Below are 12,772 nucleotides of genomic sequence, written 5' to 3'. Positions count from 1 at the left end.
CGCGCGCCGGAGTCGGCCGGTCATCCGGTCAGTACCGCTTCCAGCTGCTGGACTCGTAGGCCCCCCGGCCCACCTGGCCCTTGATCCACACCTTGCGGGTGCCGGCGTACGTCCGCACCGGCCCGGCGTGATGGGTGTACTTGCCCTTGTCGACGACGGCCCCGAAGCCGCGCGCCTGGATGCTGACCATCATGGTGCGCTTGGCGCCGCCGCTCTTCGGGAACGTCATCGCGCAGAGCCAGCCGCCGTCCTTGTAGAGCTTGACGGCGCCGGTGGAGAACGTGAACGTGCGGATCTTCCGGCCCTCGCAGGAGTCCGCCGAGAACGCCTGCGCCTGGCCCGGCACCGCGACCGCGAGCAGCCCGGAAGCGGTCAACGCCGCGAGCACGACCGCGGCCCGCCGCCGTATCGCACCAGTCCCTCGGTCCACTGTGGTCCCTCCCGTACCCCGGCGATGAGCGTACTGGTGTACGGACGCACGACGTATGTCGGATGGTTGCACGACCGTCACGGGATCAGGCCATCACGCGGCCAACGGCTCGTCCTCCCCCACGAACGTCCGCCACAACGAGGCGTAGAGACCATCGCGTGCGATCAGCTCGTCGTGCGTCCCGTCCTCGGCGACCCGACCGTGAGCTGAACCTCCCGATGTCGCTCTCGCACCGATCGGCCCTGGCGGGCCTCACGGGCTTCGAGCCGACTGGCCGGACTCCGTCCGGCGCCACGGCAGGCGGTCGCTCAGGCGGCCAACGGCTCGTCCTCCCCCACGAACGTCCGCCACAACGAGGCGTAGAGACCATCGCGAGCGATCAGCTCGTCGTGCGTCCCGTCCTCCGCGACCCGACCGTGATCCATCACGACCACCCGGTCCGCGCGGGCCGCGGTCGTCAGGCGGTGGGCGACGACGAGGGTCGTGCGGCGGCCCGCGAGGCGGTCGGTGGCCTGGTTGACCTGGGCCTCGGTGGCCAGGTCGAGGGCGGCCGTCGCCTCGTCGAGGAGCAGGATGTCGGGGTCGACGAGTTCCGCGCGGGCCAGCGCGATCAGCTGGCGCTGGCCGGCCGAGAGGTTGCGGCCGCGTTCGGCGACCTCGTGGAGGTAGCCGCCGTCGAGGGTGGCGATCATCTCGTGCGCGCCGACCGCGCGGGCCGCCGCCTCCACCTCGGCGTCGGTGGCCTCGGGGCGGCCGTAGGCGATGGCGTCGCGGACGGTGCCCTGGAAGAGGTACGCCTCCTGCGGGACGACACCGAGCCGGTGCCGGTACGAGGTGAGGTCCAGGGCCCGCAGATCCGTGCCGTCGACCGTGACCCGGCCGCCGGTCGGGTCGTAGAACCGCGCCACCAGCTTCACCACCGTCGACTTGCCGGCGCCGGTCTCGCCGACGAACGCGACGGTCTGCCCGGCCGGGATGCGCAGGTCGATCCCGCCGATGGCCTCCTCGTCGTCGCCGTAGGCGAAGTGGACGCCCTCGAAGGCGACCTCGCCTCGCAGGGAGAGCACCTCCAGCGGCTCGTCGGCGGCCTTCGTCGAGGTCGGCTCCTGGAGCAGTTCCTGGATGCGGCCCAGCGACACGGTGGCCTGCTGGTAGCCGTCGAAGACCTGGGAGAGCTGCTGCACGGGCGCGAAGAACAGGTCGATGTAGAGGAGATACGCGACCAGCGCGCCGGTGGTGAGGGTCGCGTCGTCGATCCGTCCGGCACCCGCGACGAGGACGGCCGCGGCGGCGACCGACGACAGCAGCTGCACGAAGGGGAAGTAGACCGAGATCAGCCACTGCCCCCGGATACGGGCCTGCCGGTAGCTGTCGCTGCGCTCCGCGAACCGCGCCCCGCCGTCCCGCTCGCGTCGGAACGCCTGCACGATCCTGAGCCCGGCGACGGACTCCTGAAGGTCGGCGTTGACCACCGAGACGCGCTCACGGGCGAGTTCGTACGCCTTCACGCTCGCCCGGCGGAAGAAGTACGTCGCGACGATCAGCGGCGGCAGCGTCACGAAGACGACCAGGGCCAGCTGCACGTCGAGGACGAGCAGGGCGCCCATGATGCCGAAGAAGGTGACGACGGAGACGAAGGCGGTGACCAGACCCGTCTGGAGGAAGGTCGAGAGCGCGTCGACGTCGGTCGTCATCCTGGTCATGATCCGGCCGGTCAACTCGCGCTCGTAGTAGTCGAGTCCGAGCCGCTGGAGCTGCGCGAAGATCTTGAGCCGCAGCGAGTACAGCACCCGTTCGCCGGTCCGCCCGGTCATCCGCGTCTCACCGATCTGCGCGGCCCACTGCACGGCGACGGTGAGCAGCCCGAGCAGCGAGGCCGCCCACACCGCGCCGAGGGCCATCTCGCCGACCCCGCTGTCGATGCCGTGCCGGATCAGGATCGGCAGCAGCAGCCCCATGCCGGCGTCGACGGCGACGAGCCCGAGGCTGATGAGCAGGGGGGCGCCGAAGCCGCGCAGCAGCCTGCGCAGGCCGTACGACTCCTCCGGCGTGACCGCCCGCGCCTCGTCGATGTCCGGGGTGTCGGTCGCCGGGGGCAGCGCCTCCACCTGGGCGAGCAGCTCGGGCGTGGCCGGGGTGCCGGAGAGCGCGGCGTCCTTCGGCTCCCGGTCGCCGGTCCACAGCCGCGGGGTGACGCCGCGCTCGGCGTCGAACTCGGCGTCCAGTTCGTCGCGTACGGAGGTGTCCTCGGCCGGGGCGAGGGGCTGGGCGTGGCCGGGTGAGACGCCGCCGAGCTCGTCGGGGTCGGTGAGCAGGCGCCGGTAGAGGGCGGACCGTTTCTCCAGCTCGGCGTGGGTGCCGAGGTCGGCGAGCCGGCCCTGGTCGAGGACGGCGATGCGGTCGGCGAGGTTGAGGGTGGAGCGGCGGTGCGCGATGAGCAGCGTGGTCCGCCCCTCCATGACCTGCTTCAGCGCCTCGTGGATCTCGTGCTCGACGCGGGCGTCCACGGCGGAGGTGGCGTCGTCGAGGACGAGGAGGCGGGGGTCGGTGAGGATGGCGCGGGCGAGGGCGACGCGCTGGCGCTGGCCGCCGGAGAGGGTGAGGCCGTGTTCGCCGACCTTGGTGTCGTAGCCCTCGGGCAGCTCACTGATGAAACGGTCCGCCTGGGCGGCGCGGGCGGCCTCCTCGATCTGCTCCCGGGTCGCCTCGGGGCGGCCGTAGGCGATGTTGTTGCGGACGGTGTCCGAGAAGAGGAAGGAGTCCTCGGGGACGAGCCCGATGGCGGCCCGCAGCGAGTCGAGGGTCAGTTCGCGGACGTCGTGGCCGCCGACGAGGACGGCACCGCGGGTGACGTCGTAGAAGCGCGGGAGGAGGAGGGAGACCGTGGACTTGCCGGAGCCGGAGGAGCCAACGACGGCGAGGGTCTCACCGGGCCGGATCTCGAAGGAGAGCCCCTGGAGAACGGGCCGCTCGTCTTCGTAACCGAAGGACACGTCGTCGAACTCGACGGTGGCCGGGGCGTCGGCGGGCAGCTCCTTGGGCCCGTCCTTCATCGACGGCTCGGTGTCGATCAGCTCCAGGACCCGCTCCGTACCGGCCCGCGCCTGCTGGGCCACGGTGAGGACCATGGCGAGCATGCGCACCGGCCCGACGAGCTGGGCGAGATAGGTGGAGAAGGCGACGAAGGTACCGAGGGTGATGTGCCCGCGCACGGCCAGCCAGCCGCCCAGCGCCAGCATGGCGACCTGCCCGAGAGCGGGGACGGCCTGGAGCGCCGGCGTGTACTTGCTGTTGAACCGGATGGTCCGCAGCCGCCCCGCGAAGAGCCGCCGTCCGACCTCCCTCAGTTTCCCGGTCTCCTGCTCCTCCTGGCCGAACCCCTTGACCACGCGTACGCCGCCCACCGCGCCGTCGACTACCCCGGCGACGGCGGCGGCCTGGGCCTGGGCGTACCAGGTGGCCGGGTGCAGCTTGCTGCGGGAGCGCTTGGCGATCCAGGCGAGGGCGGGCGCGACCGCGAGGGCGACCAGGGTCAGCGGGATCGACAGCCAGGCCATGACGACCAGGGAGATCAGGAACAGGGCGAAGTTGCCGATGGTCATCGGCAGCATGAAGAGAAGCCCCTGGATCAGCTGGAGGTCGCTGGTGGCCCGCCCCACGACCTGCCCGGTCGACAGCTCGTCCTGCCGCCGCCCGTCCAGCCGCGTGATCGTCCCGTACATCTCGGTCCGCAGGTCGTGCTGGACGTCGAGGGCGAGACGCCCGCCGTAGTAGCGGCGGATGTAGGTGAGGACGTACACCAGCACGGCGGAGGCGATGAGAAGACCGGCCCAGGGGGCCATGTCCCGGCTGTGGTCACCGATGACGTCGTCGATGATCACCTTCGTGATCAGCGGCACGAGCGCCATGACGGCCATGCCGGCGAGGCTCGACCCCAGGGCCAGGACGACGTCCTTCGGATACCGCCAGGCGTATCCGGCCAGCCGCCGTGCCCATCCCCGCTGTCTCACGTGCCCGTCCTCCACTCTGCTGGTGTGCCGGAAGGGCACAACACGGAGGGGCGGGGATTTCATCCCGCTGCAACAATCCGGGGAGCCCGGTCACTGCGCGTGAACGACCGAACCCCCCGGCGGACGGCACGGGGGGTTCGGGGGTTCGCTGGTTCGGGTGGGGCGCTGTGTACCGGGTCCTACCAGATCGCCTCGACCCACTCCGGGTGGTCGATGAACGGGTTGCGGTTGTGCTGGTAGGTGTCGTAGATGACCTGGTTGCGGCGCTCCTCGAAGGCGCTGGGCGGGTCCGCCTCGTTCCAGGCCTTGAGGACGGAGAGCTTGCCCATGTACGGGTTGGAGCCGTTGCCGACCTTCTCGTTGGGCTCCAGGTCGGCGAAGCCGTCGTCACCCTCGTAACGCACGGCCATGTAGAGGATCATGCGGGCCACATCGCCCCGGTCCGCGGCACGCGGCGCGAAGGAGTCGGAGTCGACGGTGGAGCCGCCTCCGTTGGTGACCGCGCTGCCGCCGTTGTCGAAGTCCAGGTTGCCGCGGGTGCTGTTGACCTGGACGTCACAGGCGCGCAGATGGTGCAGGTCGGTGCCCGGACCGGTGACCTCGCCGAAGTCGCCGTGCGACTTGGCCCAGGTGTGCTCACGGTTCCAGTCGCCGACGTCACCGCCGTTGAGGGACTTGCTGCGGGACACACCGCTGTACAGCAGCAGCACGTTGCTGGTGTTGTTCGGGTCCTGGTCGGTGACCTTGAGCGCGTCCCACACCGCGGAGTACGAGATCTTCGACTGGCTGCTGATGATCGTGTGCAGGGACGACTTCAGGCTCGTGCCCGTCTTGCCGATCGCGTTCTTGTAGTACGTCGAGTCGTACGCGGTCGTCGTGGCGGCGGCCGGGCTCGCGGTCACCACCGGAGCGGTGAGTCCGGCCATGACCGCGGCGGTCGTCAGAGCCACTGTCTTCCAGCGGCGTATGCGTGTCGCCAGCATAAGCGGGGGTCCCATCTACGCGGGTTGAATGGAGGCGGCAAGCGAGAGAGTGGCATGGACATGCAGCCGTGTAAATGGAATCCGCGTGTCCATTGGGTGACCTGAAACGGCAATTCGGGCGTTGTCTACGCGAGTTGACATGACAAAACGGCCCCCGACCGGGTGGTCGGGGGCCGTTGGGCCGGATCTACGGGATCTACGGGATCTACGGGGACGTCAGCTGACGTCCGAGGCGTCCAGGCGGTAGATCGAGGAGCTGGACGAACTCGATGAACCGGAGTCCGACGTCGAAGTGGAGCTGTACTCGCTCGCCTTCACCGCCGTGCCGTTCTTCTGCACCCAGGTGGTGATCTCCTGGTTGAGGCTGCTGTTGCCGCCCATGCCACCACCGCCGAGCTGGATGTAGTGCAACTCGCCCTTCTTCACCAGCTCCTTGAGCTTGGCCAGGGTCATCGCCTTGTCGGAGCCGGTGAAGCCCCACATGGAGATGACGGGCTTGTGGGTGCTGAGGATCAGCTGGCCGGCGCTCTGCGAGTTGGAGACCGCGAGCAGCCACTTCGCGCCGTCCTGGTGCTTCTCCAGGTACGCGACCAGCTCACTGTCGACGCTGCCGCCCATGCCGCCACCGCCGCCGAAGCCGCCGCTGGGCGCGCCGCCCGTACCGCCGTTGCCGCCGGGAGCCGTACCGCCACCCGGGAGCTCCCCGTTCGTGGCGCCGCCCGGCGCGCCGCCCTGCGGAAGCTCACCGTCGCCGCCGCCCGGCTGCATCTGGCCGTTGCCGCCGCCGGGCATCTCCCCGCCCGCCTGGCCGCCCTGCTGGGTGCCGTCCTGCCGACCCCCCGGGCCACCTCCGTCGCCGCCGCCGAAGCCGCCCCGGCCGCCACCGCCGCCGGGACCGCCCATGCCGTTGCCGGTCGAGGGGCCCGCGGTGGGGTTGGTGCCGCCCATGCCGCCGGTGGCGGAGGCGAAGGCCGGGGAGGCGGCGTACGCCGTGGGACCGGCGAGGCCCGCCACGACGGCCGCGGCCACGGACGCGGCCAGCAGCCGTGCCCTGGTCCCGGACCCCGCCGTACGGAAGACGAACAGGCCCACGACCGCGAGGGCCATGACCACGCCGACGACCGGCCACAGCCAGGTGTTCCAGCCGGTGGCCCGGCGCAGCAGCACGATCGCCCAGACCCCCGTGACCACCAGACCCACGGGCAGCACCCACGACCAGCGGGCGTCGCCGCTGCGGAACGCGCGCCACAGCAGCACACCGCCGCCACCGCACAGCGCCGCGATGCCGGGGGCGAGCGCGGTCGTGTAGTACGGGTGCATGGTGCCCTCGGCCATCGCGAAGGTCAGGTAGTGCAGCACCAGCCAGCCGCCCCACAGGACGAGCGCGGCCCGCGTCAGGTCGGTGCGCGGGGCCCGGCCGCACCGCACCAGGCCGGCGACGAGCGCCAGGAAGGCGAAGGGGATCAGCCAGGAGATCTGGCCGCCGAGGACGTCGTTGAACATGCGCCCGATGCCCGCGGTGCCGGCGAAGGTGCCGCCCCCGCCGCCCCCGCCGCCCCCGCCGTTGCCCTCGCCGCCGAGGACCCGGCCCAGACCGTTGTAGCCCATGATCAGGTCCCAGGCGGAGCCGTCGGTCGAACCGCCGATGTAGGGCCGGTCGTCAGCCGGGACCAGGGAGACGGCGGTGGCCCACCAGAAGCTGGCGACGGCCAGCGCGACCGCGGCCAGCGCCAGGTTGACGGCCTTCCGCTTCCAGCCGAGCTTCGAGGCGTACACGTACACGGCGAAGACGGCGGGCAGGGCGATGTAGCCCTGGAGCATCTTGGTGTTGAAGGCCAGCCCGAACAGGACCGCCGAGCCGATGAGCGGCAGCAGCCTGTCGGTGCGCACCGCGCGCAGCGCCAGGGCCGCGCCGCCGACCATCAGCAGGACGAGGATCGTGTCGGGGTTGTTGTCGCGGTTGATCGCGACCGTGATCGGGGTGAGTGCGAGGACCAGCGCGGCGATGGTGGCCGCCACATGCCCGAAGTGCCGCTTGACGGAGGAGTGCAGGATCCAGATCGTGCCGAGCGCGGCCGCGATCTCGGGCGCCATCATCTGCCAGGTGCCGAAGCCGAGGACCCGGCACGACAGGCCCATGATCATCAGCGCGAACGGAGGCTTGTCGACGGTGAGGAAGTTGCCCGCGTCCAGCGAGCCGAAGAACCACGCCTTCCAGCTCTGTGTGCCGCTGTAGATCGCCGCGCTGTAGAAGCTGTTCAGGCTGCTCCCGGACAGGTTCCAGGCGTACAGGACGCCGGCCAGGACCAGGATCGCGAGCAGCGCGGGCAGCGACCAGCGCGGCGCCTTGTCGGGCGTCTGCGTGGGTGGTGCCGGCGGCGGCCAGTCGGGAGAGACGGCCGCGGCCTCGGACTCGGTGTGGGGGTGTGGATCGGTGGCAGATGTCACCCGAGCATGGTGCGGACCCGGGGTGAGCGTGCGCTGTGCCGTACCTGGCCGCTGCCTGTGAATTGACCAAGGGCCGGGCAATGCCTCCCCCATAGCCGGCTCAAGGCACCACCCGTCGCCGGATTCTTATCGAACACGCATGCAACCTTTCACTCCTGTCCGTGAGTCAAGAGGGCATGACTCACGGCATATCCGTATCCACACGCGCCAGATGGGTGGCAGGGGCGGCGCTCGTCGCGTGCGTGGCCGCCGCCACTCCCGCCACCGCCGCCACGACACCGACCGTCAGCTGTACGTCCGCGAAGGCCGGCCTCGCCGACAAGTTGAAGCGGGACATCACCTCGGCCCTCGCCAACCGCAAGGGCACGATCGCCGTCGGCCTCTACGACCGCAGCACCAAGACGACCTGCACGCTGCGTTCTTCGACGGCCTACGACTCCGCGAGCGTCGTCAAGGTCACCGTCCTCGCCACGCTGCTGTGGGACGCGAAGAAGCACGACCGGTATCTCACCGACCGCGAGACGACCCTCGCCAAGGCCATGATCACCAAGTCGGACAACGCCGCGACCAGCACCCTGTGGAAGCAGTTGGGCCTGACGAAGATCAAGGGCTTCCTCACCGCGGCCGGTATGACCCAGACCAAGCCCGGCGCCGACGGCTACTGGGGCCTGACCCAGATCACCGTCACGGACGAGCAGAAGCTGCTCAAGCTGATCACCGCGTCGAACACCGTCCTGAGCGACAACTCCCGTACGTACATCCGGAAGTTGATGGGCCAGGTCATCTCCTCGCAGCGCTGGGGCACTCCGTACGGCGCCCCGTCCGGCGTCCTCGTGCACGTCAAGAACGGCTGGCTGCAACGCTCCACGCACGGCTGGCGCGTCCACAGCGTCGGCACCTTCAAGGGCGGCGGCCACGACTACATGATCACGGTGCTCACCCACGGCAACAGCACCATGAACTACGGCATCACTACCATCCAGGGTGTGGCGAAGGTGATCCACAAGGATCTCGCCGCGAGTTGACGCCCGCAGGTCTCCCGTTCGTCACCCACGCCTCCTACGGTGGCGCCCAGCGCCTGAGAACCGTACTCGCGACCGTCACCGCCGGCCTGGCGGCGGCCGCCACCGGCCTGTCCGCCGGGGGCCCCGCAGCCGCCGACACCCCCTCGGCGGCGGCCTGTTCACCCGCCGTCTCGATCGAGCGCTTCTCCGACGCGCTCGACAAGACGTCGTACGACGGGACCTTCGTCGGCAACTTCTCCGCACTGGCGGTGGACCGGGACGGCTCGCTCGCGGCGCTCTCCGACCGTTCCTCGCTGTTCTCGCTGGACGCGAGGACGCTCGCCCCGCGGGGCGTGGTGGCGCTGGCCGACGAGAAGGGGGCCGCCCTCGACTCCGAGGGCCTGGTCATCGACCGGGACGGCACGCGGCTGGTGACGTCGGAGACGGAGCCGTCCATCCGCCGGTACAGCGCGGACGGCCGGATCCTCGACCGCCTGCCGGTGCCGGACGCGCTGCGGGTGGCACCGGCGGGGCGGGCGGTCTCCAACGGCACGTTCGAGGGCCTGACGCGGTTCCGCGGAGGACTGCTGGCGTCAATGGAGTACGCCCTGTCCGGCGACACCTCGGGCGCGGTCCGCTTCCAGACCTGGGACCGCGCAAGGGGCGGCGGCTTCAGGCTCGCCGCCCAGTACGCCTACCAGCCCGACCCGGGCCTCGGCGTCCCGGAGGTCCAGTCCCTCCCCGACGGCCGCCTCCTCGTCCTGGAACGCGGCTTCACCTCCGGCGTCGGCAACACGGTCCGCCTTTACCTGGCCGACCCGCGCCACGCCACGGACACCAGCGGGGTGGAGTACCTCACCGGCCAGGACGGCGTACGCCCGCTGCGCAAGACCCTCCTCACGGACATCGCCGCCTGCCCCACCCTCGGCGCCACCGCCAAGCAGCCCCAGCCGAACCCGCTCCTCGACAACATCGAGGGCATGACGATCACGGGCCACGCCAAGGGCACCTGGAAGGTCCTGCTCGTCAGCGACGACAACCAGAACGCGGCACAGACGACGCGGTTCTACGACCTGCGTGTCAGGACCCCGGGTACGACACCATGAACCAGATCACGAGGGGCAGCGGCACAAGAAACACGCACACCGCGAGGGCCTTCGCCCATCCGGCGGTTCTGCCAGGGCCCTGGGTCGTCATGGGCACACCGTAGCTCAGCCCAGGTGGGTCGGCGCGAACATCCGCAGCACCGCCGGGAGTACGACCACCGAAGGCCCCGGCTCCCCCAACGCCTTCGCCAGGTCCGCCTCCAGCGTCTCCGGCGTCGTCCGCACCCCCGGTACCCCGAAGGACTCGGCGAGGGCCACATAGTCCGGCCGCGTCAGTTCCGTCGCCGTCGCCTCGCCGAACGCGTCCGTCATGTACTCGCGCAGGATGCCGTAGCCACCGTCGTCGACGATCAGCCACGTCACGTTCAGGTCGTACTGGCGGGCGGTGGCCAACTCCGCGATCGAGTACAGCGCACCCCCGTCCCCCGACACCGCCAGCACCGGACGCGAACCGTCGGCCACCGCCGCGCCCAGCGCCGCCGGGAAGCCGTAGCCGAGGCCGCCGGCGCCCTGGGCGGAGTGGAGGAGGTTGGGGCCCTTGGCGTCGAAGGCGGACCAGGCCCAGTACGCGAGGATCGTCATGTCCCAGAAGGACGGGGAATCGGCGGGGAGCGCCTTGCGCACCGACGCCAACACGTCCTGTTCCAGAGTGAGTTCCTGGGAGGCGATGCGCTCGGCGACCTTCGTGAGCACCTCGCGCACCCGCTCCGGAGCGCCTTCGTCGGTCCGCCTCCCCACCGTCTCCAGCAGCGCCTGCAACGCCAGTCGCGCGTCCGCGTGGATGCCCAGTGCGGGGTGGTTCGACTCCAGTTTGCCGAGGTCCGCCTCGATCTGGATGACCCGGCCCCGCGGCTTGAACGTGTGGTAGTTGGAGGACAGTTCACCCAGTCCCGAACCCACCACCAGCAGGACGTCCGCGTCCTCCAGGAAGTCCGTGACGTACCGGTCCTCGATCCAGGACTGGAGGGACAGGGGGTGGTTCCAGGGGAACGCTCCCTTGCCGCCCGGCGTCGTCACCACCGGGGCCTGGAGCAGCTCCGCCAGCTGGCGCAGCTTGCGCGAGGCGTCGGAGCGTACGACTCCCCCGCCCGCGATGATCGCCGGGCGGGCCGCCTTGGACAGCAAGTCCGCCGCCAGCGCCGTCAGTTCGACCCGCGGCGGGAGTTCCTCAGGGAACGCGTCGCCGCCCGTCACCACGGGGATCCGCGTGGGAGCCAGCAGCACGTCCTGCGGGATCTCCACCCACACCGGGCCGTGCGGGGCGGTCAGCGCCGACTTCCAGGCCGCCTCGATCGCGGACGGGATCTGGGACTGGGTACGGACGGTGTGGACCGACTTCACCACGCCCCGGAAGGAGGCCGACTGGTCCGGGAGTTCGTGCAAGTAACCGTGGCGGCCGCCGCCCAGACCGGCGGACGGGATCTGGCTACTGATCGCGAGGACCGGCGCCGACGCCGCCGCCGCCTCCTGAAGCGCGGCCAGGGACGTCAGCGCGCCCGGGCCGGTCGAGAGGAGCAGCGGGGCCGCCTCGCCCGTGATGCGGCCGTACGCGTCCGCCGCGAACCCCGCGTTGTTCTCCACCCGCAGGCCCACATAGCGCAGATCGCTGCGCCGCAGCGCGTCGAACATGCCGAGCGCGTGCTGGCCCGGCAGGCCGAAGACCGTCGTCGTGCCGAGCGCGGCCAGTGTCTCCACGACCAGGTCTCCGCCGTTCCGGCCGGCGGGCGGGTTCAGGGCGGCGGCGGTCTGCGCTTCCGTCGGGCGGAGCACCAGGTCGTGGTCGTGGGTCACTTCGCTGCCTTCTCCTGGGCGATCTGGCGGGACATGATCGTGGTCAGTTCGTACGCGGTGTGGGACGCGGCCACCGACGTGATCTCCGCGTGATCGTACGCGGGGGCCACCTCGACGACGTCGGCCGAGACCAGGTGACACCCAGCCAGCCCCCGGAGGATCTCCAGGAGCTCCCTCGACGTCATGCCGCCCGCCTCGGGCGTGCCCGTGCCGGGGGCGTGGGCCGGGTCCAGGCAGTCGATGTCGATGGAGATGTAGAGGGGGCGGTCGCCGATGCGCTGGCGGAGCTGGTCGGCCACCTCGTCGGCGCCGCGGCGGTAGACGTCCGCGGACGTGACGATGCCGAAGCCCAGCTTCTCGTCGTCGGTCAGGTCCTGCTTGCCGTACAGGGGCCCGCGCGTGCCGACGTGGGAGAGCGCGGAGGTGTCGAGGATGCCTTCCTCCACCGCCCGCCGGAACGGCGTGCCGTGCGTGTACTCGGCGCCGAAGTAGGTGTCCCAGGTGTCGAGGTGGGCGTCGAAGTGGAGCAGGGCGACCGGGCCGTGCTTCTTGGCGACCGAGCGCAGCAACGGCAGCGCGATGGTGTGGTCGCCGCCGAGGGTCATCAGACGGGCGCCTGTGCCGAGGAGGTCGTCCGCCGCCGCCTCGACGGTGTCGACGGCCTCGTTGATGTTGAACGGGTTCACCGCGATGTCGCCGGCGTCCGCCACCTGCGCGAGGGCGAACGGGGAGGCGTCCTGCGCCGGGTTGTACGGGCGCAGCAGCCGAGACGCCTCGCGGATCGCGTTGCCCCCGAAGCGGGCGCCCGGCCGGTACGAGACGCCCGAGTCGAACGGCACGCCCACGACGGCGACGTCGGCGCGGCCGACCTCGTCGAGGCGGGGCAGCCGGGCGAAGGTCGCGGGGCCGGCGTACCGCGGGATGCGGGAGGAGTCGACGGGGCCGCGGGGCGTCTCGTTGCTGCTCATGAGGTAATGCCTTCTTTCCTACGCTTCATCAC

General features: G+C 71.0%; 8 protein-coding genes. 2 read left to right on the top strand and 6 right to left on the bottom strand.

The genetic code is table 11. The features are described from left to right. Positions 1 to 28: 28 nt before the first annotated feature. From OG885_RS28815 to OG885_RS28800, 4 genes are all read right to left on the bottom strand, one after another. On the bottom strand, positions 29 to 430 hold the full coding sequence (locus OG885_RS28815; protein ID WP_405736758.1) for a hypothetical protein: 402 nt from the start codon (positions 428 to 430) through the stop codon (positions 29 to 31). Positions 431 to 738: 308 nt separating this feature from the next. Beyond that, on the bottom strand, positions 739 to 4,440 hold the full coding sequence (locus OG885_RS28810) for an ABC transporter ATP-binding protein (protein WP_405736756.1): 3,702 nt from the start codon (positions 4,438 to 4,440) through the stop codon (positions 739 to 741). Between the two features lie 179 nt (positions 4,441 to 4,619). Further along, the gene (locus tag OG885_RS28805) at positions 4,620 to 5,423 is read right to left on the bottom strand and encodes an endonuclease I family protein (RefSeq protein ID WP_399961995.1); all 804 of its coding nucleotides are present in this window, start codon (positions 5,421 to 5,423) and stop codon (positions 4,620 to 4,622) included. 216 nt (positions 5,424 to 5,639) lie between these two features. After that, positions 5,640 to 7,871: a glycosyltransferase family 39 protein gene (locus OG885_RS28800; RefSeq protein ID WP_405736754.1), complete on the bottom strand. Its 2,232-nt coding sequence runs from the start codon at positions 7,869 to 7,871 to the stop codon at positions 5,640 to 5,642. A gap of 176 nt (positions 7,872 to 8,047) precedes the next feature. Here OG885_RS28800 and OG885_RS28795 point away from each other — a divergent pair, with 176 nt between their 5' ends. Together OG885_RS28795 and OG885_RS28790 are read left to right on the top strand one after the other, a co-directional pair. Further along, the gene (locus tag OG885_RS28795) at positions 8,048 to 8,896 is read left to right on the top strand and encodes a serine hydrolase (protein ID WP_405736751.1); all 849 of its coding nucleotides are present in this window, start codon (positions 8,048 to 8,050) and stop codon (positions 8,894 to 8,896) included. Further along, on the top strand, positions 8,893 to 9,981 hold the full coding sequence (locus OG885_RS28790; protein WP_405736748.1) for an esterase-like activity of phytase family protein: 1,089 nt from the start codon (positions 8,893 to 8,895) through the stop codon (positions 9,979 to 9,981). Before OG885_RS28795 ends, OG885_RS28790 begins: the two co-directional genes overlap by 4 nt. 105 nt (positions 9,982 to 10,086) lie before the next feature. Here the strand turns inward: OG885_RS28790 and OG885_RS28785 are convergent, their stop codons facing one another. Both OG885_RS28785 and speB read right to left on the bottom strand, forming a co-directional pair. After that, a complete protein-coding gene (locus OG885_RS28785; RefSeq protein ID WP_405736746.1) occupies positions 10,087 to 11,772 on the bottom strand; it encodes a thiamine pyrophosphate-binding protein in 1,686 nt (561 codons plus the stop codon). Further along, positions 11,769 to 12,740 carry an agmatinase gene (gene speB, locus OG885_RS28780; RefSeq protein WP_405736743.1) on the bottom strand — a complete coding sequence of 324 codons (972 nt, stop codon included), beginning with the start codon at positions 12,738 to 12,740 and terminating at the stop codon, positions 11,769 to 11,771. The genes OG885_RS28785 and speB overlap by 4 nt, the downstream gene beginning before the upstream one ends. Positions 12,741 to 12,772: the final 32 nt, after the last annotated feature.

The sequence above is a fragment of the Streptomyces sp. NBC_00028 genome (assembly GCF_045041065.1).
Classification (GTDB): Bacteria; Actinomycetota; Actinomycetes; order Streptomycetales; family Streptomycetaceae; genus Streptomyces.
The sequence above is the reverse complement of the archived record's forward strand: the minus strand, read 5'-3'. Positions and strand labels throughout refer to the sequence as shown.